The sequence below is a fragment of the Pseudomonas sediminis genome (genome assembly GCF_039555755.1).
Taxonomy (GTDB): domain Bacteria; phylum Pseudomonadota; class Gammaproteobacteria; order Pseudomonadales; family Pseudomonadaceae; genus Aquipseudomonas; species Aquipseudomonas mendocina_D.
Genome location: NZ_CP154631.1, coordinates 564,069 through 582,598, shown reverse-complemented (window position 1 = coordinate 582,598; position 18,530 = coordinate 564,069). Strand labels below are relative to the sequence as shown.

Annotated in this window: 20 protein-coding genes; 5 read left to right on the top strand and 15 right to left on the bottom strand. The window is 63.5% G+C overall.

Annotation, left to right across the window (positions count from 1 at the left end; all coding sequences use genetic code 11):
* Positions 1-97: 97 nt before the first annotated feature.
* The 11 genes from AAEQ75_RS02820 to AAEQ75_RS02770 form a co-directional block, all read right to left on the bottom strand.
* Positions 98-625 carry a DUF2878 domain-containing protein gene (locus AAEQ75_RS02820; protein ID WP_343350832.1) on the bottom strand — a complete coding sequence of 176 codons (528 nt, stop codon included), beginning with the start codon at positions 623-625 and terminating at the stop codon, positions 98-100.
* Positions 618-1,892 (bottom strand): SAM-dependent methyltransferase, encoded by a 1,275-nt coding sequence (locus AAEQ75_RS02815; protein WP_143507315.1) that lies wholly within the window; start codon positions 1,890-1,892, stop codon positions 618-620. Before AAEQ75_RS02815 ends, AAEQ75_RS02820 begins: the two co-directional genes overlap by 8 nt.
* Positions 1,879-2,679: a DUF1365 domain-containing protein gene (locus AAEQ75_RS02810; RefSeq protein ID WP_343350831.1), complete on the bottom strand. Its 801-nt coding sequence runs from the start codon at positions 2,677-2,679 to the stop codon at positions 1,879-1,881. Before AAEQ75_RS02810 ends, AAEQ75_RS02815 begins: the two co-directional genes overlap by 14 nt.
* Positions 2,679-3,926 (bottom strand): NAD(P)/FAD-dependent oxidoreductase, encoded by a 1,248-nt coding sequence (locus tag AAEQ75_RS02805; RefSeq protein WP_343350830.1) that lies wholly within the window; start codon positions 3,924-3,926, stop codon positions 2,679-2,681. The genes AAEQ75_RS02810 and AAEQ75_RS02805 overlap by 1 nt, the downstream gene beginning before the upstream one ends.
* Positions 3,923-4,678 (bottom strand): SDR family NAD(P)-dependent oxidoreductase, encoded by a 756-nt coding sequence (locus tag AAEQ75_RS02800; RefSeq protein ID WP_343350829.1) that lies wholly within the window; start codon positions 4,676-4,678, stop codon positions 3,923-3,925. The genes AAEQ75_RS02805 and AAEQ75_RS02800 overlap by 4 nt, the downstream gene beginning before the upstream one ends.
* Positions 4,675-5,097, bottom strand: a complete 423-nt coding sequence (locus AAEQ75_RS02795) for a nuclear transport factor 2 family protein (RefSeq protein WP_343350828.1) — start codon at positions 5,095-5,097, stop codon at positions 4,675-4,677. The genes AAEQ75_RS02800 and AAEQ75_RS02795 overlap by 4 nt, the downstream gene beginning before the upstream one ends.
* The gene (gene phrB / locus AAEQ75_RS02790; RefSeq protein WP_343350827.1) at positions 5,094-6,530 is read right to left on the bottom strand and encodes a deoxyribodipyrimidine photo-lyase; all 1,437 of its coding nucleotides are present in this window, start codon (positions 6,528-6,530) and stop codon (positions 5,094-5,096) included. Before phrB ends, AAEQ75_RS02795 begins: the two co-directional genes overlap by 4 nt.
* Entirely contained in the window at positions 6,518-7,474 is a 957-nt protein-coding gene (locus tag AAEQ75_RS02785; protein WP_256836571.1) for a MerR family transcriptional regulator, read from the bottom strand. Before AAEQ75_RS02785 ends, phrB begins: the two co-directional genes overlap by 13 nt.
* A gap of 4 nt (positions 7,475-7,478) precedes the next feature.
* Positions 7,479-8,429, bottom strand: a complete 951-nt coding sequence (locus AAEQ75_RS02780; RefSeq protein WP_256836570.1) for a YbgA family protein — start codon at positions 8,427-8,429, stop codon at positions 7,479-7,481.
* 166 nt (positions 8,430-8,595) lie between these two features.
* Positions 8,596-8,826, bottom strand: coding sequence for a TIGR02450 family Trp-rich protein (locus AAEQ75_RS02775; RefSeq protein ID WP_256836569.1), 231 nt, complete (start codon positions 8,824-8,826; stop codon positions 8,596-8,598).
* Positions 8,823-9,809 carry an NAD(P)/FAD-dependent oxidoreductase gene (locus AAEQ75_RS02770; RefSeq protein ID WP_256836567.1) on the bottom strand — a complete coding sequence of 329 codons (987 nt, stop codon included), beginning with the start codon at positions 9,807-9,809 and terminating at the stop codon, positions 8,823-8,825. The genes AAEQ75_RS02775 and AAEQ75_RS02770 overlap by 4 nt, the downstream gene beginning before the upstream one ends.
* A gap of 191 nt (positions 9,810-10,000) precedes the next feature.
* Between AAEQ75_RS02770 and AAEQ75_RS02765 the strand changes: the two genes are divergently transcribed.
* From AAEQ75_RS02765 to AAEQ75_RS02750, 4 genes are all read left to right on the top strand, one after another.
* Positions 10,001-10,903, top strand: a complete 903-nt coding sequence (locus AAEQ75_RS02765; RefSeq protein ID WP_143507335.1) for a TIGR01777 family oxidoreductase — start codon at positions 10,001-10,003, stop codon at positions 10,901-10,903.
* 12 nt (positions 10,904-10,915) lie between these two features.
* Positions 10,916-11,938, top strand: a complete 1,023-nt coding sequence (hemH, locus tag AAEQ75_RS02760; RefSeq protein WP_256836564.1) for a ferrochelatase — start codon at positions 10,916-10,918, stop codon at positions 11,936-11,938.
* A 163-nt stretch (positions 11,939-12,101) separates the two neighbouring features.
* Complete coding sequence (locus AAEQ75_RS02755) at positions 12,102-13,433, top strand: spinster family MFS transporter (protein ID WP_143507339.1); 1,332 nt, start codon at positions 12,102-12,104, stop codon at positions 13,431-13,433.
* A gap of 143 nt (positions 13,434-13,576) precedes the next feature.
* Entirely contained in the window at positions 13,577-14,350 is a 774-nt protein-coding gene (locus AAEQ75_RS02750; RefSeq protein ID WP_343350826.1) for a hypothetical protein, read from the top strand.
* Between the two features lie 104 nt (positions 14,351-14,454).
* Here AAEQ75_RS02750 and AAEQ75_RS02745 read toward each other — a convergent pair whose 3' ends face one another.
* On the bottom strand, positions 14,455-14,796 hold the full coding sequence (locus tag AAEQ75_RS02745; RefSeq protein ID WP_143507341.1) for a zinc ribbon domain-containing protein YjdM: 342 nt from the start codon (positions 14,794-14,796) through the stop codon (positions 14,455-14,457).
* A 467-nt stretch (positions 14,797-15,263) separates the two neighbouring features.
* Between AAEQ75_RS02745 and AAEQ75_RS02740 the strand changes: the two genes are divergently transcribed.
* Entirely contained in the window at positions 15,264-16,073 is an 810-nt protein-coding gene (locus AAEQ75_RS02740; protein WP_143507343.1) for a gamma-glutamyl-gamma-aminobutyrate hydrolase family protein, read from the top strand.
* Between the two features lie 30 nt (positions 16,074-16,103).
* Here AAEQ75_RS02740 and AAEQ75_RS02735 read toward each other — a convergent pair whose 3' ends face one another.
* The 3 genes from AAEQ75_RS02735 to AAEQ75_RS02725 form a co-directional block, all read right to left on the bottom strand.
* Positions 16,104-16,577 (bottom strand): LEA type 2 family protein, encoded by a 474-nt coding sequence (locus AAEQ75_RS02735; RefSeq protein ID WP_125881042.1) that lies wholly within the window; start codon positions 16,575-16,577, stop codon positions 16,104-16,106.
* A 54-nt stretch (positions 16,578-16,631) separates the two neighbouring features.
* Positions 16,632-17,477 carry an EamA family transporter gene (locus AAEQ75_RS02730; protein ID WP_343350825.1) on the bottom strand — a complete coding sequence of 282 codons (846 nt, stop codon included), beginning with the start codon at positions 17,475-17,477 and terminating at the stop codon, positions 16,632-16,634.
* Positions 17,478-17,598: 121 nt separating this feature from the next.
* Positions 17,599-18,402, bottom strand: a complete 804-nt coding sequence (locus AAEQ75_RS02725; RefSeq protein WP_343350824.1) for an outer membrane protein OmpK — start codon at positions 18,400-18,402, stop codon at positions 17,599-17,601.
* Positions 18,403-18,530 lie beyond the last annotated feature (128 nt).

The following is an 18,530-nucleotide window of genomic DNA, read 5'->3' as shown; positions in this document are numbered from 1 at the left end:
ATTGGTGCTTGTCGTAGGAGCCCCGCCTCGGGGCGAGCGTTTTGGGGCCGCGCCGCTCAGGTTCGCGGCGGGGCGCCGTTCCTGCGGAGGCTAGCCGTCAGGCCGATTGGCGGCTGCGCAGGCTTTGTTCGTATTGCGTGCGGTAGAGTTTGGCGAAGCCGTGCAATACCGGCATCACCACCGCCCAGACACCTGCGAAAATCGCCAGGGTTGGCCAGGTGCCCAGCGGCAGCTCGACGCCGGCGATCTTGGCGCCGCCGTAGTAGGACAGCGGCGCGGCAACCGCGCCGAGCAGGCTGGCTCGCCACCAGGGCTGGGCAGTCCAGGCCAGGCAGTGATTGAGGGTGCTGGCCAGCAACAGCCAGAGCAAGGCCAGCCAAAGAGGGATCAGCTGGCGCTCCTCGCCGAAGTCGAACACGCCGAGGTTGAGCAGAAAGCTGTCCAGCGCACTGCCGGCGAGAAACACGCTGAGCAGCAACTTGCCTTCGGCAGCCCAACTGCTGACCCACAGCAGGTGCACACCGATGATTGCCGCCACCACCAGCAGCCAGGGGCTGTCGCCTGCGAAGACGCAGACTAGCCAGCCGAGCTGGAACAGGAGGGCATTGGCGATCAGCTTAGGCATCGAAATTTCCTAACAGAGGCGCAGGGCGAGCGGCCGGTTTGGCCAGCAGCAATTGCGCGGTGCCAATGGTGCGTTCGAGGAAGCCGCCTTCGCAATAGCAGAGGTAGAACTCCCACAGGCGATAGAAGTAATCGTCGTAGCCCAATTGCTCCAGGCGCTGCCGCGCGTGACGCAGGTTGTCGTGCCACAGGCGCAGGGTGCGCGCGTAGTGCAGGCCGAAATCTTCCATGTGATGCAGGTTGAAGTCGGTGTGTCGGGTTACGACATCGAGCATCTTGTTTACCGAAGGCAGGGCGCCGCCGGGGAAGATGTAACGCTGGATGAAGTCCACCGACTTGCAGGCTTGCTCATAGCGTTGATCACGAATGGTGATGGCCTGCAGCAACATCAGCCCATCGGCTTTGAGCAGGCGCGAACATTGCTCGAAATAGGTGGGCAGGAATCGGTGGCCGACGGCTTCGATCATCTCGATGGACACCAGTTTGTCGTACTGGCCATCGAGGTCGCGGTAGTCCTCCAGCAGCAGGGTGACGCGATCCTCCAGGCCCAGCTCGCGAATGCGTCGCTCGGTGTGGGCGTGCTGCTCGCGCGACAGTGTGGTTGTGGTCACCCGGCAGCCGTAATGGGTCGCGGCGTAGATGGCCATGCTGCCCCAGCCCGTGCCGATTTCCAGCAGATGGTCGGACGGTTGCAGTACGAGCTTCTGGCAGATGCGTTCGAGCTTGTTGAGCTGAGCCTGTTCCAGAGTGTCCTCCTCGCTCGTGAACATCGCCGCGGAGTACATCATGGTCGGGTCGAGGAACTGTTCGAACAGGTCGTTACCCAGGTCGTAGTGCGCGGCGATGTTGCGGCGCGAACCTTGCCGAGTGTTGCGGTTGAGCCAGTGCAGGCCCTGGATCAGCGGGCGCCCCAGGCGTGCCAGGCCGCCTTCCATGGCATCCAGTACGTCGAGGTTGGCGACGAAGATGCGAATCACCGCAGTCAGGTCCGGCGTGCTCCAGTAGCCATGTATGTAGGCTTCGCCCGAGCCGATCGAGCCATTGCCCGCCACCAGACCCCAGACCGCAGGGTCATGCACGGTGATTTCGGCGCGCAGAGGAGCCTGCGGGTCACCGAAATGCAGGCTGTCCCCCGCTTCATGAATCACCAGCAGGCCGTGGTGCAGGTTCTGCAGTTGGCGCATCACGGCGCGCCGCAACAGACCGGCGCCAATGCCGTTGCCACTGCGTACCAGGCTTCTCGTTGCGGTCAGGCTAGAGCTCTTCATGGGGCATGTCCTTCGCTTGCGGGCGGGCTACACGGAAGCTGCCTTCCGCGGGCTTGTGGTCGAAAATCGGGATGCGCTTGAACAGCAGGCGCATCGCCTGCCAGTAGATGGCGGCCAGGGTTTTGCCGGTCATCCAGGGGAAACTGAGCAGATAGCGGTGCAGGCTGGCGCGGTCGAGAGCTTCGCGGTGCAGGCTGAGGCTGGCATCGAACATCTTAGTATCGCCTTGCCAGTCGGCCATGTGCACGCCAAGGCGTTCGCCGACGGCGCTGAAACTCATGCGGTATTGCAGCTCGCGCGGCAGGAAAGGCGAGACATGAAAGGCCTTGTCTACGCTGACCTGGTGACGGCCTTCGCCCTCTGCCGGCAGCACGTAGTGATAACGCTCACGCCACGGCGTATTGCTGACTTCACAGAGAATTGCCATCAGGCGCTGGTCGGCGTCGTGGCAGTAAAAGATGCTCACTGGATTGAACGCCAGGCCCCAGCTGCGCGGCTGCGTCAGCACGCAGATGCGACCTTGCGGGCGTGTGCCCAGTGCCTGCTCCACGCGATCGCGCACCGCGTCATGCAGCGCCACGCCCTGGCGGGTGGACTCGGGCAGGTAATCGCTCTCGCGAAACGCGAACGGTGCGAAGCGGCCGCGTCCGGCCAGCTTGGAGAGAGCGAACAGCTGCGCCTGCTCGCTCAGGTCCAGGTACAGCAGGCCCATGCGATAGCGAAAGGCATGCGCGCGCGGGGCGAAGCGACGATGCTGCACCCAGCCGCTGTACAGCGCGCTGTGCATCACAGCGTCTCTCCGAAGGCGCGCGCCACGCGCAGGGCGCTGACCACACCGTCTTCATGGAAGCCGTTGGCCCAGTAGGCACCGCAGTAATAGGTGTGCTGGGCGCCGAGCAATTCTTCCCAGCGCGCCTGGGCGGCGGTTCCGGCCAGGCTGTACTGGGGGTGGGCGTACTGGAAGCGTGCAAGGATCTTGCTCGGGTCGATGGCGGCCGTCTGGTTGAGGCTGACGCAGAAGGTGGTGTCTGCCTCGACGCCCTGCAGAATGTTCATGTTGTAGGTGACGGCTGCCGGCTGATCGGTCGGCCCGCCCAATCGATAGTTCCAGCTGGCCCAGGCCAGCTTGCGCTTGGGCAGCAGGCGCGTGTCGGTATGCAGCACCACGTCGTTGTTGGCGTAGGGCAGGGCGCCGAGAATGTCCCGCTCCTGTTCGCTGGGCTGCTCGACCAGGGCCAGGGCCTGGTCGCTGTGGCAGGCGAAGATCACCTTGTCGAAGCGCTCGCTGCCGGCTGCGCTGTGCAGGATGACGCCGTCCTGATCACGGACGACGCGGCTGACCGGGCAGTTGAGGCGAATGCGCTCGGCGAAGCTGGCGGTCAGCGGTGCCACATAGCTGCGTGAGCCGCCTTCGATCACCTGCCAGGTCGGGCGGTCGCTGACCGAGAGCAGGCCGTGGTTCTTGCAGAAGCGCACGAAGAACTGCAGCGGGAAACCGAGCATGTCGGCCAGCGACATCGACCAGATGGCCGAACCCATCGGCACGATGTAATGCTCGATGAAGCGGCGGCCGTAGCCGTTGCGCTCAAGGTACTGGCCGAGGGTGGTGTCGGCGTCGATGCGGCTGTTGGCCAGGTCGTCCAGCGACTGGCGATTGAAACGCAGGATGTCGCGCAGCATGCCCCAGAACGCCGGCGACAGCAGGTTGCGGCGCTGGGCGAACAGGGTGTTGAGGTCGTGGCCGTTGTATTCCACGCCGGTGGCCGGGTCGCTGACCGAGAAGCTCATTTCGGTGGGTTTGAAGCCGACGCCGACTTGTCCCAGCAGGCGGATGAAGTTGGGGTAGGTCCAGTCGTTGAAGACGATGAAACCGGTATCTACTGCATAGCTGCGGCCGTCCACCTGCACGTCGACGGTATGGGTGTGGCCGCCGATCCAGTCGCTGGCCTCGAACACCTGAATGTCGTGCTGGCGGTTGAGCAGGTAGGCGCAGGTCAGGCCGGCAATGCCGCTGCCGACGATGGCGATTTTCATGCGTTGTCCTCGTTACGCGCCAAGCGGCGACCTATGGCCAGTTGCAGGCTGCTGGGCAGGCTACCGAGCAGTTTCAGGATGGCGATGAAGGGGGTGGGGAAAGCGATCTCGTGCGGGCGCTTGTCCAGGCGTGCGGCGATGTGCCGTGCGGCGCGTTCCACCGGCCAGCGCATGGGCATGGGGAAGTCGTTCTTCTGCGTCAGCGGGGTATCGACGAAACCGGGACTGACCAGGGTGACGTCGATGCCTTCTGCCGCCAGGTCGATACGCAATGTTTGCATCAGGTAGCGCATCGCCGCCTTGGACGCACCGTAGGCCTCGGCGCGTGGCAGCGGCAGGAAGGTGACCGAACTGCCGACGCCAACCAGGTGCGGGCGGTTGCCTCGGCGCAGCAAGGGCAGGGCGGCCTCGATGCAGTAGCTGGCGGCGAACAGGTTGGTGCTGACCACGCGTTCGATCATCGCGGCCTCGAACTGGCGCACCTCGATGTATTCGCAGGTGCCGGCGTTGAGGATCACGCAATCCAGCGCGCCCCACTGTTGAGCGATGCGCTCGCCAATCGCGCGCACCTGCTCGGCGTCGGTCAGGTCGCCGGGAGCGACCAGCACCTGTTCGCCATAGCGCGCGGCGAAATCCTGCAATGGGCCGCTGCTGCGTGCGCTCAGCGCCAGTTGATGGCCGCCCTTGAGCAACTCCTCGGCCAGTGCGGCACCGATACCGCTGCTGGCGCCAGTGAGCCAGATACGTTTCATGCCAGCCTCCGCTTCAACCAGGCGATCACGCTGCCGAGCACTGGCAGATGTTCATAGAGCAGTGCGCCAGCATCGAAGTAGTCACGGTGTTGATAAACGCGCTCACGCCAGAGCAGATGCGAGCAGCCCTCTACGACGATTTCCTCGCCGCCACGTAGGCGTGGGTGGCGATAACGCATGGTCCAGCGCAGGTAGCCTTCACCGTCGGCGACCTGATCGAAACCATGGAACTCGAAACGCAGCGCTTCGACGTTGGCGTAGAGTTCGGCGAAATAGCGGCGCAGCGCCGTCAGCCCATGCACTTCATGCAGCGGGTCGCGAAACAGCACATCGTCGCTGTACAGCTCGCCGAGCAGATTGAGGTTGTCCTTGTTCAGCGCGGCGAAACGCTCGGCGAAGTCGTGAAGAAATGCACTCATGCCGGAACCTCCCGCGCAGAGAGGTTCTTGAACGCGGCCAGGGCGCGTTCACGTGAGCGCGCCAGATCGACGATCGGGCGAGGGTAGCCGGCGGGCGCGAACAGGCCGCCGAGTGCGGACGGGTCATGAATATCACGCTTGTTCAGCCCGGCCAGTTCCGGCACCCATTGGCGAATGAACTGGCCATCGGGATCGAATTTCTGCGACTGGCTGATCGGGTTGAAAATGCGGAAGTAGGGCGCTGCGTCGGTGCCCGTGGAGGCGCTCCACTGCCAGCCACCGTTGTTCGCGGCCAGGTCGCCGTCGATCAGGTGGCGCATGAAGAAACGCTCGCCTTCGCGCCAGTCGATCAGCAGGTTCTTGGTCAGGAACATGGCGACGATCATGCGCAGGCGGTTGTGCATCCAGCCGGTTTCCAGCAGTTGGCGCATGGCCGCATCGATGATCGGCAAGCCGGTGCGGCCCTCTTGCCAGGCGGCCAGGTCTTCGGGGGCGTGGCGCCATGGCACAGCCTCGGTTTCCAGGCGGAAGGCACGGTGGCGCGATACTCGTGGATAGCCGACCAGTGTGTGCTTGTAGAACTCACGCCAGAGCAGTTCGTTGATCCAGGTAACGATGCCTGGGTTGCCACTGTCGAACTCACCCTGATTGGCCGCGAGTGCGGCATGCAGGCATTGCCGCGGCGATACGACGCCGGCGGCCAGATAGGCCGACAGCTGGCTGGTGCCAGGTTTGGCGGGGAAGTCGCGTTCATCCTTGTAGTAGGCCACCTGCTCGTCGGCAAAGCGCTCCAGGCGCTGCAGCGCAGTGTTCTCTCCGGCGGGCCAGAGCAGGCGCAGGCTGTCGCTGGGTGTAGCGAAACCCTCTACGGTTTCGGGGACGACGTCACTGCTGATGGCCAGCGGCGTTTGTGCCTTCGGAGGGGCGATCAAGGCTGGCAGGGCTGTGTGCAGGCGCTCGTAGCACACCTTGCGGAACTGGCTGTAGACCTGGAAGTAGCCGCCGGAGCGGGTCAGTACGCTGCCAGGTTTGAACAACAGTTGATCGAGGTGGCTGTGCCAGGCAATGGCCTGCTGGCTGAGGTAGGCGCAGACCTGCTGATCGCGCAGGCTTTCGTTTATGCCGTATTCCTCGTTGACGTGCACGGCGCTGATGTCGTGGTCATGGCAGACCTCGGCGACCTGCAGCGGCGCCTCGCTCCAGTCGTGGCAGTGACGTACCAGTAGCGGCACATTGAGCGCCGCCAGGGCCTTGCTCAGCTGCGCCAGGTTGCGCAGCCAGAAGTCTACCTTGCTCGCGGCGTCGTCATGGCGCTGCCACTGGCCGGGCGTGACGAGATACAGGGCGATGGTCGCGCCGCTGCTCATGGCGTGGTTCAGGGCGGTGTTGTCCTGGGTGCGCAGGTCGCTGCGAAACCACATCAGTTGCTGCATGGGGGGACCTCTTGGGCACCGAGCAAGCCACGGCGCAATAGCCAGGCGTGCGCGTTGAGCGGGTCGCTGGCCGATTCCAGATCAGTCAACGAGTCGCGGTGAATGTGGGCGGCGGGGCCAGCGAGCAACAGCGGCACTTGGCATTGTTCGGCCAGCCGGGGTAGCTGGCGGCGCACCAGGGCACCGTCCAGGGCTTCTTCGGCGTATAGCAGCACGGCGCGCGGGGCGATGTGCTCCAGCGCCGTCAACAGTTCGTTGGGCGGTAGCGGCCAATCGAAGACCTCTACCGGGCAATCACTGGCGCTGGCCAGCCAGGCGCACAACCACAGGCCCGGCTCCATCGGTGCCTCGCCGAGGTTGATCAGCAGCAGCGGCGCGCCACCAACCTGGCGATTGCAGTGGTAGATACGGGTGGCCAGCTTGCTGCGCAGCCAGGAGAGGAAGAACACTTGCTCGGCACGTGCGCCGAACTGGCCTTGCCAGCGCTGACGCAAGTCACCCAGCAGTGGCCACAGCAGCTGTTCCACCAGGGTGCTGGCCGGGTAGAGCGCCAGTGCCGAATTGAAGCGGTCATCCAGGCGTCGCTCGTTGAGCTGGGCGATGCAGCCGAGTAATTCGTTGCGCTGACGTGACCAGGTATCGGTAGTAGTGGCTTGCGGCACCTGCTCATGGTCGAGCAGCGCCTTGACCTGACCGACTGCAACGCCGCGCGCCAGCCAGGCGAGAATGGCGTTGATGCGCACGAGGTTGGCCGGCGAGTAGAGGCGGTGCCCCTTGGGTGTGCGGTACGGCACGATCAGGCCATAGCGGCGTTCCCAGGCACGCAGGGTCACGGCGTTGATGCCGGTGCTGCGGGCTACCTCGCGGATCGGCAGGTAGCCCTCGTCGAGCGCCTGGCGGTAGTCGTGGCCGGTTTCTTCTTCGGCGATGGTTTCGCTGGTCATGGCATCACAGCGCGTTGCGCAGGCTGAGTGGCTCGGGGTGCGGCTGCAGATACGCCTGCTCGGCGATGTAGCGATCCGGGTGACGGCGGAAGTGGTGCTTGAGCAGCGTCAGCGGTACCACCAGCGGAACGATACCCTCGCGGTATTGACCGATCAGTTGCTGCATCTCCTGCTTCTCGTCGGCACTCAGGGTGCGTTTGAGGTAGCCGCTAAGGTGCTGCAGCACATTGCTGTGGGTGCCACGGGTGGCGCATTTCTTCAGCGCGCTCATCAGTTCGCTGAAATAGCGCGGCGCCAACTCGCCCAGGTCGTGCTGGCTGAGGTCGCCGAGCATGCGCCCGAGCGACTTGTAGCGCACCGGATCGGTGGCCATCAGCAGGTACTTGTAGCGCGAGTGGAAGGCGATCAGTGAACGGCGCGTCAGCCCCTGCAGCAGCAGGCGTTGCCATTCGGCGTGGGCGTATACGCGGGTGATGAAGTTCTCGCGCAGGACCGGGTCGTTGAGGCGACCGTCTTCTTCCACCGGCAGATCCGGGTGCCGCGCGCAGAAGGCGGCGGCGAAGATGCCGCGGCCCGGCTCGCTCGGGCGTCCGCCTTCCTGGTAGACCTTGACCCGCTCCAGGCCGCAGGAGGGCGACTGCTGCATAAAGATGTAGCCGCTGATGCCTTGCAGCTCGTTGGCCATGCGCTCGCCGTAGGCGGCCAGGGCAGCGGTGACGTCGCGCGCGCGGTCGACGGTGCCGACAGCACGCGGCGCATGTGGGTCGCCAACCAGACGAATCGGTTCCCTCGGGATCGACATGCCGATGCCGACCTCGGGGCAAACCGGGATGAAATCGAAGTGTTCAGTGAGGCTGCGGCTGCACAGGCGCGACAGCTTGTGGCCGCCGTTATAGCGGACTTCGGCGCCCAGCAGGCAGGCGCTGATACCCAGTTTGGCTTTGCTCGCTTGCATAACTTGACCTCGTTAGACCTTGTACATGAAGCAATCCATGTACAACTTGTGTCTATCATAGGTGTGTGGTTATACAAGTCAAATTATTTGTATAGGTTTGGTGTTGGTTTCTTGTGCGGGCAAGCGGTGTCTGCCCGTGGGGGCATCACAGGCCATCGCCCTGGGTTCAGCGCCAACCTTGCAGCCAGCGCTCGGTATCTTGCAGTTGGCGCCAGTCGAGCCGCTGGCTGCGTTGTGTGAGCACCGCCTGAAGCTCGACGCCGAGGACGTTGTCTTGCTCGTCGCGGATCAGTTCGGTCACCAGGAAATGACGCTCGCGATTCTGCGGCTGCGCGGCCGTCCATTTCGACAGCAGCAGTTTGCGTGGGTTGAGACGACGCTTGTCGGGCGTGCTCATTGCAGGTGCTCGAGCAGGCGGCGTGCAGCATCCTGGCCGCTGAGCCAGGCACCTTCGACGCGGCCCGACAGGCACCAGTCGCCACAGGCGTACAGGCCCAGGTCGGCGTCGGCCAGCGCGCCCCATTGGTGGGTTTGGGCCGGGCGGGCATAGAGCCAGCGGTGGGCGAGGGTGAAGCTTGGGGCCGGCACGGCGCAACCGATCAGCTCGGCGAAGGCGCCGTGCAACTGTTCGATCACCGCTTCCTTGGGCAGATCCAGATTCTGTCGGCTCCAGGCGCTGCTGGCGTGCAGCACCCAGGTGTCGAGGTGGTTGTCGCGGCCGGGTTTGCTGCGGTTGCGCGCCAGCCAGTCGAGCGGACTGTCTTGCACGAAGCAGCCTTCCACGCGGGTATCAAGCGGGCGCTCGAAGCCCAGCGCCACCGCCCAGGTCGGCTCCATGATCACGCTCGCTGCGGTGCCAGCCAGTTTCGGCGCGGCTGCCAATAGGGCACTGGCTTGGGGGGCGGGCGTAGCAACGATCACATGGCTGTAGGGGCCGTGGCTGTTGCCTTCGGCATCGAGCAGGCTCCAGTAGCGGTCGCCGCGGAACACTTCGGTGATACGGCAACTGAATTTGACCGGCAGGGCGCCGAGCATGGCACGGGTGATGGCACTCATACGCGGGCTGCCGACCCAGCGTAGTTGCTCGTCAGGTGAGGCGCTGAGCTGGCCGTCCTGGGCGTTGTACAGGCTCGGTTGCCACTCGGCGACCCAGCCACGCGCCTGCCATTGCTGCACCACCTCGACGAAGCGGCGGTCGCGTGCGGTGAAGTATTGCGCGCCGAGATCCAGGCTGCCTGCGTCACTACGCTTGCTCGCCATGCGCCCGCCGCTACCACGGCTCTTGTCGAACAGTTCGATATCCTGGCCGGCGGCGTGCAGGGCCTGGGCGGCGGATAGCCCCGCGATGCCGGTGCCAATGATGGCGATGGGTGCGTTCATGGTTACCTCGTCAGCGCTGAATGCTATACAGGCTAAGGTTTGGACAAAAGCTATACAAGAGTGTTTTCATGTACAGCTGTCGCCGAAAGCGGCGCTCCCTTGCTTTAGGTTTAGGACAAACGCGACAGGTATGCGCGTCATGAACCAGACTAAAGGTGAAGTTTCTTCCATTGCCATGCGAGGACGATGCCATGCATATCCTGCTGACCGGCGGCACCGGTCTGATCGGACGAGCGCTCTGCGCGCACTGGAGCGAGCAGGGCCACCGCTTGACTGTCTGGAGTCGTGAGCCAAGCAAGGTGGCGCGTCTCTGCGGGGCCGATGTTCGAGGCATTGCCCGGCTTGAAGAGCTGGGTGAAGAACCACTGGATGCGGTGATCAATCTGGCCGGCGCGCCCATTGCTGACCGCCCCTGGAGCAGCAAGCGCAAGGCGCTGCTGTGGTCCAGCCGTATCGGGGTCACCGAGCAGTTGCTGGCCTGGCTGCAGGGGCGTACACAGCGTCCAGCGGTGTTGTTGTCGGGCTCGGCGGTGGGATGGTACGGCAACGGCGGTGAACGTGAGCTGAGTGAGGATACGCCGCCGGTCACTGATGATTTCGCCGCCCAGTTGTGTGGCGCCTGGGAAGAAACTGCACAACGCGCCGAGGAGTTGGGGGTTCGTGTGGTGCTGGTGCGCACCGGCCTGGTGCTGAGCCCTGACGGCGGCATGCTCAAGCGTTTGTTGTTGCCGTTCAAGCTTGGTGTTGGCGGCCGGATTGGTGATGGCCGGCAGTGGATGCCCTGGATTCATATCGCCGATCAAATCGGCCTGATCGATTTTCTCTTACAGCACGGAGATTCTCGCGGTCCTTATAATGCCTGCGCGCCGCTACCGGTGCGTAATGCCGAGTTCAGCAAAGCGCTGGGCCAGGCGCTGAGCCGCCCGACCATTTTCCCGGCGCCGGCCTTCGTTCTGCGCGCTGCACTCGGCGAGATGTCCGAGCTGCTGCTGGGCGGTCAGCGCGCCGTGCCGACACGTCTGCTGGAGGCAGGTTTCAGTTTTCGTTTCACCCATCTGGATGTGGCACTAGCCGATCTGCTGGGCCATCAATAGCTAGGATTTCGCATGACCGATCACGCATTGTTGCTGGTTAACCTGGGTTCGCCCGCGTCCACCGAAGTAGCCGATGTTCGCCGTTACCTCAATCAGTTCCTGATGGATCCCTATGTCATCGACCTGCCCTGGCCGCTGCGTCGTTTGCTGGTGTCGCTGATTCTGATCAAGCGTCCTGCGGCATCGGCGCACGCCTATGCCTCGATCTGGTGGGAAGACGGTTCGCCGCTGGTAGTGATCAGCCGCCGTCTGCGGGAAGCGATGAAGGCTCAGTGGACCCAGGGCCCGGTGGAACTGGCCATGCGTTATGGCGAGCCTTCCATCGAGTCGACCCTGCAGCGTCTGGCCGCGCAGGGGATTCGTGAGGTGACCCTGGCGCCGCTGTATCCGCAGTTTGCCGACAGCACCACCACCACGGTGATCGAGGAGGTCAAGCGGGTGGTGCGTGAGCGTGGGCTGGACATGCGTCTGTCCACGCTGCCGCCGTTCTACGATCAGCCGGAGTATCTTGACGCCCTGATCGCCAGTGCCAAGCCTTACCTGGAGCAGGAATTCGATCACCTGTTGCTGAGCTTCCACGGCCTGCCGGAACGTCACCTGCACAAGCTCGATCCCAGCGGTCACTGCCTGAAAGGCGACGACTGCTGCCGCAGCGCTTCGCCCGCGGTACTCGCCAACTGCTACCGCGCGCAATGCCTGCGCAGCGCCGAGCTGTTCGCTCAGCGCATGGGCCTGCGCCCGGAACAGTGGTCGGTGAGCTTCCAGTCGCGCCTGGGGCGCGCCAAGTGGATCGAGCCCTACACCGAGACGCGTCTCGACGAGCTGGCGGCGCAGGGCGTGAAGAAACTGCTGGTGATGTGTCCGGCCTTCGTCGCCGACTGCATCGAAACCCTGGAGGAGATCGGTGACCGTGGCCGCGAGCAGTTCGTCGAAGCCGGTGGCGAAAGCCTGCAGCTGGTCCCCTGCCTGAACGATCATCCTGACTGGGCGGCGGCATTGAAGGTGTTGTGCGAGCGCGCGCCCGTTATGGTCTGAGGGACTGTTGACCGTCGGGGCGAGCCATTCGCCTCGGCGGGTATGAAGCATTCGCCGATCTGATAACACCTTCGAGCGATACTCACTGCCGTTTATATCGTCCTAAGCTGGCGCTTCTTTCAACCGTCGCGCATCGCGTTCTGCGGTGCCGAGGAGAGCGTCCGTGCATAACAACAATAACGGCTATCCCTCCAGTGCCCGAGCCTGGACCACTGTTGCCATCCTGATGGTGGCGTATGTCCTGTCCTTCGTTGATCGGCAGATTCTCAACTTGCTGGTCGAGCCCATTCGTCGCGATTTGGCGATCAATGACACGCAGATGAGCCTGCTGATGGGCCTGTCGTTCGCTCTGTTCTATACCGTGTGCGGCATTCCGCTGGGCCGTGTGGCCGATACCCGCAGCCGGCGCGGGCTGATCGCGGTCGGCATTCTGTTCTGGAGCGCCGCTACCGCCGCCTGCGGCATGGCCAAGCTGTACTGGCAGTTCCTCCTGTGCCGCATCGGCGTGGGTGTGGGCGAGGCGGCGTTGTCGCCCGCGGCCTATTCGCTGATTGCCGACAGCTTTCCCGCCGAGCGCCGGGCCACGGCCATCAGCGTCTACTCCATGGGCGTCTACCTCGGTTCGGGCCTGGCCTTTCTGGTTGGCGGCCTGGTCATTCAGTTCGCCTCGGCGCAGGGCGACGTTACGTTGCCGATGCTGGGTGAGGTGCGTCCCTGGCAGCTTATCTTCCTCATTCTCGGCGGTGCCGGCGTGCTCTTCACGTTGTTGATGTTCGCGGTCAAGGAGCCTGCTCGGCGTGGCGCCGGTGCTGGGGTGGCGGTGCCGCTCAGCGAAGTGGGGCGCTACATTCGTGCCAATCGACGTACCGTGCTGCTGCACAACTTCGGCTTCGCCGGTTTGGCCTTCGCCGGTTACGGTAGCGCCGCCTGGATACCGACCTTCTTCATCCGTACCCACGGTTGGGATGCCGGCCAGGTCGGCATCGTCTACGGCAGTATCGTTGCGGTGTTCGGTTGCCTGGGGATCGTCTTCGGTGGGCGACTGGCTGACTGGATGGCCAAGCGCGGGCGCAGCGATGCCAACATGCGTGTCGGCCTTTACGCGGCTCTGGGTGCCTTGCCCATGGTGGTGTTGTATCCGTTGGTGGACAGCGCATTCTGGGCCAGCGTGCTGATGGCCCCCACGGTGTTCTGCCTGAGCATGCCGTTCGGCGTGGCGCCAGCGGCGATCCAGGAAATCATGCCCAATTCGATGCGCGGCCAGGCGTCGGCCATCTATCTGTTCGTCATCACCCTGATCGGCCTGGGAGTGGGGCCGACCGCTGTGGCGCTGGTCACCGACTTCGTCTTCGCCGATGACGCCGCGCTGCGCTATTCGCTGCTGATCGTCACCACCCTGGCAGTGTCGACGTCGATCATCCTCCTGGCCAAGAGCCTCAAGCCGTACCGCGCAAGCGTCACGCGGTTGGAGCAATGGGCCGCTAATGTGGCCTGAGCAGGCGCATTTTCCTGCCGTGTCGTGCGTTGATCGGCACGATTTATGCGCCAGGGCACAGGCAGCGTGGAATTTTTGCGCTTTACTGAGGTTCTGAGTGTTGCGCGCGCCATTGGGGCGCGTGCCAGCCAGGGAACCTCTGCATGGGAGCGAGGCCAGCGTCTGCTGCACACGGCAGGCCAATCAACAACTCGGTATTTTTGCCGCGGTTAGTGCTGTCGGTGCTGGCTGTGCTGTTGCTGCTCAGCGGCTGCAGTGGTCGTCTGGATAACGATTCCATCCTGCACACGCGCAATCCGCTCAAACCCACTGAGGTGCTGCAGACGGACGTTGATCGCATGGCTACCCTGGCCATGCGTAACAACCTCAACAGCCTCTATAGGCTGATGAACAAGCTGTATCAACGTAACCCACGCGAATGGCGCAAGAATTCCCTGCCCGACGCCGCTGCTGCCGAGCGCGCTATCCAGTACGCCATCGAACATAACCAGGACTGGCCAACCTTGGGCGGCCGACGTGATGTTGCGGCGCTGGATTATTCGCTGAGCCCGGCATTTCAGGGCGACCGCGTAGCGGCCTTCACCTATGCCATTGGCAGCATGCTGGTGACGGCTCACGGTGGGCGCACCGAGTTCTACCTGACCGACAGCTTCAATGCGCAGTTCATCCACAACGCCGCGCGCAATCTTGAGAAGGCCGGCTGGATGCTCTCGCAACGGCGTGACGCTACGGGCCAGCCGATGCTGCTATCCAACGAGTTCTCCGAGCAGGGCAACAACCTCAGCTATGCAGTGGAGTTCGGCAAGATGGTGGCGCGCCTCGATCTGCTCACCCATGTGCTGGAAGAGCGTTACCGGCGGATGGGCGCCAACTACGCCCAGAGCCTGTTCCTGCTGAATTTCCTGCCGGTGCAGTAGCACGCGCCCCTGTCCCTGGGCGCGCTCGCTGGGTGGGATCGCCGGCAATGGTGTCGAGCCTCCGTCCAGCAGCATCGACACCAGTTGCTCAGGGCAGGTGTAAATCAGACCTTGCGGACGAACTCGGACTTGAGCTTCATCGCACCGATGCCATCGATCTTGCAGTCGATATCGTGATCGCCGTCGACCAGGCGGATGTTCTTCACCTTGGTACCCACCTTGACCACCAGCGACGAGCCTTTGACCTTGAGATCCTTGATCACGGTGATGGTGTCGCCGTCCTGCAGCAGGTTGCCGACCGAGTCCTTGATCACGCGCGCGTCATCGCTGTTCTCGGCGCTCTCGCCGGCTTTCCACTCGTGGGCACATTCGGGGCAGACCAGCTGCGTGCCGTCTTCGTAGGTGTATTCGGAGTTGCATTTGGGGCAGGGCGGCAGAGTGGTCAAGGCTTGTCCTCGGTGAGCTGGAATAAACCGCAGATTATATAGGGTTTTGTTCGCGGGCGCCGCTCTAGGACGTGAAGCCACCGAGATATGGGTGTTTTAAATATTGGACTTATCAGCGGGAGGTGGTTTACCTGTATTTCCCTTTAAGCGCCTTTTTATGGGCGTTTACTTGATATGCCAACAATGAGGTACCAGAAAATATCGAGCAGATTTGTTTGACATATTTTACGGCTCGGGCAGGCTGGCTGCAGATTCCGTTGCCGAACCGGGTAACGGGCAGCATCGCTGCAGCCCCTCTCTGGATGGAGTTGACCCGGTTCGAGCCGCCGTCGGAAGGCGGCACTCAGGCTCAGGATGAGTCTCGGTGCGCGGGGTTAGCCAAACAGGCCGCACGTGCTACAGCAGAATGTTCTGCTGGCCAGCGGTCTGCACAGCAACGATAGGCCCGGCCTGTCCCAAGGTGACGTATGTCCGACAACAAGATCCGCAACACCCCCAGCAAGAACAATCTCCGCAAGCCCGTCGTGTTGATGTCCATGGGCGCTCAAGAGCGCAAGGGCCACGACTATCAGGTAATGACCCACAAATACATCCAGCCCCTGGTCGAATTCTCCGGGTGCGTTCCGGTGCTGGTGCCCACCTGCTGTGGCATCGACGACCTCGAGCAGTATCTGGACATGGCTGATGGCGTGTACCTGACCGGTGCCGGCAGCAACATCGACCCGGCGCTCTATGGCCAGGAAAACGAGACGCCGAACAAAGGCCAGGACCGCGATCGCGATCTGTTCGATCTACCGTTGATCCGTGCCGCCATCGCCCGCGGTCTGCCGATCTTCGGTATCTGCCGCGGCATGCAGGAAATCAACGTGGCGCTTGGTGGCGACATCTACCAGAAGGTCTACGCCGAGCCGGGTTTCAACGACCATCGCGAGAATCCTGATGACCCGGTCGAGGTGCAGTACGCGCCCAGCCACAGTGTGCGCCCGGTAGCCGGTAGCTGGTTCGCCGAGCTGATGGGCAAGGACGAGATTCAGGTCAACTCCCTGCACGGCCAGGCCATTCGCAACCTGGGCAAGGGGCTGGAAGTGCTGGCGACCGCCGAGGATGGTCTGATCGAGGCGGTGCATGCGCCGAGCCTGTCGCCCTTCCTGTTCGCGGTGCAGTGGCATCCGGAATGGCAGGCTGCACTGAACCCGGATTCGGTGAAGATCTTCCAGGCTTTCGGTGACGCCTGTCACCGCCGAGTCGCCTCGCGCAACAGCCGTCAGGCTGCCTGATCCGCGCCAAACGCACCGCTGGTCCCTACATCAGTAGGGGCTTGGCGGTTGCGGCCAGTTCAGGGTGCCGCTGTCGCTGAAGCGACGCGTGCCGAACAGGCCATCGGCGAGTTTGCCGCGAAGCACGTAGGGCACTTCCTGGCCGGGTTGATAGCCGGCCGCGCCCCAGGCCTGACGCACCACTGAAAACGCCGAAATGCTCACCGGGACGCTCAGTACCGTCTCGCCGAAGCGTGGCACGCTGCCGCTCTGGTCGCTGACGCCACTGGCCAGCGGTTGGCCGTTTACGTCCAGATCCAACGCCATGCCGTTGAAGCTTACCGCGCTGTCATTGGGGTTCTGCACTCGCAGTTTGACCGCGAAACGTACTTCCAGGCCCTGACCGGGCAAAGGTTCCAGGCCGACCAGATCAACCCGTAGCGGATCACGATTGCTCAGGCTGGCGCAGGCGCCCAGGGTGGCTGCGAGCAGGCTTATGAGGCAGAGACGGAGCAGGCGAGGCATGACGATCTTCCCTGGACTTGATGGGTTCAGGATAGAAGACCGCAGTGCGCGCCATTAGCTCCCGGCACGTTGCCGGCTGCCCAGCACCAGTGCGATGCCGCCGAGCACGGCGACGGCACTCAAGGTCAGGCGCAGAGACAACGCTTCGCTCAGCAGCAGGCTGCCGCCGAGAGTGGCGAGAATCGGCACGCTCAGTTGCACCGTGGCGGCCTGGCTGGCGCGTAGTCCTGGCAGGGCGCTGTACCAGATGGCGTAGCCAACGCCGGAGGTCAGGGTGCCGGACAGCACGGCGTAGAACAGGCCTGGCCCGTCCCTGTCGAGATGTGGCAGCTGCACCAGCGCCAGCAGCAGGGCCAAGGGGGCTGCACGCAGGAAGTTGCCGGCGGTCACGGCCAGCGCATCACCCTGGCCACGCCCCAGCAGTGAGTACGCTCCCCAAGCGATGCCGGCCAGCAGCATCAGCAAGGCCGCCAGCAGTGGTGGCGCACTGGCGCCGGGTAGCAGCAGCGCCAGCAGGCCGGCCGTCGCCAGCGCCGTGCCGAGGCTGGCGCCCAGCCCCAGGCGTTCGCCACGCAGCAAGCCCCAGAGCAGCATGCTCAATTGCACCGAGCCGAACAGCAGCAGGGCGCCGATGCCGGTATCCAGCTGCAGATAGGCGAAGGAAAACGTCGCGGCGTAAGTGAACAGTGCCAGTGCGCCTGGCCAGTTACCGGCGACGGGTTGTCTGGCCTGCCTCAGCCTGAGCAACAGCCAGAGCGTCAGCGCGCCAGCGAACAGGCGGATCGCCGTGAAGCTGGCGGCATCGATGTCGGTTTCACGCAGTGCGAGGCGGCACAGCAGTGAGTTGCCGGCGAACGCCAGCATGGCAAGGCAGGTAAGCAGCAGGATACGCGGTGGCATCGTCCATCCTTGGGTGAAGGTCTGGTGATGCCGTGCAGCTAACCACGCCCGGCTGGTCGATGGCATTGGCAGAAGGTCGCAAGTGGCTGCGACCTTGGCCATTCAGGCAGGGGGCAGATGATCAGAAGTGCGCTTTGACCAGCAGGCTGGCGGTGTTCTGGTCGGTCGGGCCAACGAATTGGCTGACGTCGCCGCCGTCCTTGATGCCGTACTTGTTCTTCCAGTAGTCGTATTCGATACCCACGTAGAGCTGCTTCTCGCCCCACTTAAGCGCCTTGCCCAGGTCGTACTTGATCTGTGGGTTGAAGTGCAGGTTGGCGTGGTACTCGCCGCGACGGTTCTGGTCATTGTCCACCACCCAGTCCATGAAACCGTCGATGAGAATGTCCGATTCGCCGACGGGGATGGTGTAGCTCCACACCGGGGTGATCTGCCAGACGTTGCTGCCGGGGCGGCTGCCGTCGGTAGTGCGCAGGTAGGTGTTGAGCTGGAAGTAATCGAAGCCGGGGATGTCCAGGTCGACCGCAGGGCCGATCAGGTAGGACTCGACGTCGTCTTCACCGAACTCGTAGGTGGTGGAGATCAGCACGTCCTTGATCGGCCCGAAGGAGAAGTCGGCACCGGTGATCTTGCCCAGCGAGAAGCGCGGGCTGAATTCGCCGTAGAAGGTATGGCCGTCACCCGCGCCGTTGGTGGCGTCGGTGTTGTACTTGATCACGTCGACGAACAGGAACAGGTCACCGAAGCTCCAGCCGCTGGCGTGCTCGAAGGTGACGGTCTGCTGAATCTCCGGGTCGATCTTGAAGTCCTGGCCATAGAGGTAGGTCAGGCTGTTGTTCTGCCACTGCATCAGGTCACCGGCAATGGCCTGGCCGCCCGCCAGCAAACCGCCGGCCAGTGCCAGCGAAGAGAGAGTGCGATTCATGGAAGCTCCTGGTGGTTAAGACGTGTCGTTATGGTTTTTTGCCTGCCATTCATGGCGGTCGCCCTTGCGGAGCCGACGTCAAAAGTCGCTCCCGGCGGTTTTAAACCTGTCCGTCTGGTCAGGCTGGT

Excerpts from the sequence above, each read along its gene's own strand:
- AAEQ75_RS02820 (WP_343350832.1), bottom strand. The coding sequence starts at position 625 with ATGCCTAAGCTGATCGCCAATGCCCTCCTGTTCCAGCTCGGCTGGCTA.
- AAEQ75_RS02815 (WP_143507315.1), bottom strand. The coding sequence starts at position 1,892 with ATGAAGAGCTCTAGCCTGACCGCAACGAGAAGCCTGGTACGCAGTGGC.
- AAEQ75_RS02810 (WP_343350831.1), bottom strand. The coding sequence starts at position 2,679 with ATGCACAGCGCGCTGTACAGCGGCTGGGTGCAGCATCGTCGCTTCGCC.
- AAEQ75_RS02805 (WP_343350830.1), bottom strand. The coding sequence starts at position 3,926 with ATGAAAATCGCCATCGTCGGCAGCGGCATTGCCGGCCTGACCTGCGCC.
- AAEQ75_RS02800 (WP_343350829.1), bottom strand. The coding sequence starts at position 4,678 with ATGAAACGTATCTGGCTCACTGGCGCCAGCAGCGGTATCGGTGCCGCA.
- AAEQ75_RS02795 (WP_343350828.1), bottom strand. The coding sequence starts at position 5,097 with ATGAGTGCATTTCTTCACGACTTCGCCGAGCGTTTCGCCGCGCTGAAC.
- phrB (WP_343350827.1), bottom strand. The coding sequence starts at position 6,530 with ATGCAGCAACTGATGTGGTTTCGCAGCGACCTGCGCACCCAGGACAAC.
- AAEQ75_RS02785 (WP_256836571.1), bottom strand. The coding sequence starts at position 7,474 with ATGACCAGCGAAACCATCGCCGAAGAAGAAACCGGCCACGACTACCGC.
- AAEQ75_RS02780 (WP_256836570.1), bottom strand. The coding sequence starts at position 8,429 with ATGCAAGCGAGCAAAGCCAAACTGGGTATCAGCGCCTGCCTGCTGGGC.
- AAEQ75_RS02775 (WP_256836569.1), bottom strand. The coding sequence starts at position 8,826 with ATGAGCACGCCCGACAAGCGTCGTCTCAACCCACGCAAACTGCTGCTG.
- AAEQ75_RS02770 (WP_256836567.1), bottom strand. The coding sequence starts at position 9,809 with ATGAACGCACCCATCGCCATCATTGGCACCGGCATCGCGGGGCTATCC.
- AAEQ75_RS02765 (WP_143507335.1), top strand. The coding sequence starts at position 10,001 with ATGCATATCCTGCTGACCGGCGGCACCGGTCTGATCGGACGAGCGCTC.
- hemH (WP_256836564.1), top strand. The coding sequence starts at position 10,916 with ATGACCGATCACGCATTGTTGCTGGTTAACCTGGGTTCGCCCGCGTCC.
- AAEQ75_RS02750 (WP_343350826.1), top strand. The coding sequence starts at position 13,577 with ATGGGAGCGAGGCCAGCGTCTGCTGCACACGGCAGGCCAATCAACAAC.
- AAEQ75_RS02740 (WP_143507343.1), top strand. The coding sequence starts at position 15,264 with ATGTCCGACAACAAGATCCGCAACACCCCCAGCAAGAACAATCTCCGC.
- AAEQ75_RS02735 (WP_125881042.1), bottom strand. The coding sequence starts at position 16,577 with ATGCCTCGCCTGCTCCGTCTCTGCCTCATAAGCCTGCTCGCAGCCACC.
- AAEQ75_RS02730 (WP_343350825.1), bottom strand. The coding sequence starts at position 17,477 with ATGCCACCGCGTATCCTGCTGCTTACCTGCCTTGCCATGCTGGCGTTC.
- AAEQ75_RS02725 (WP_343350824.1), bottom strand. The coding sequence starts at position 18,402 with ATGAATCGCACTCTCTCTTCGCTGGCACTGGCCGGCGGTTTGCTGGCG.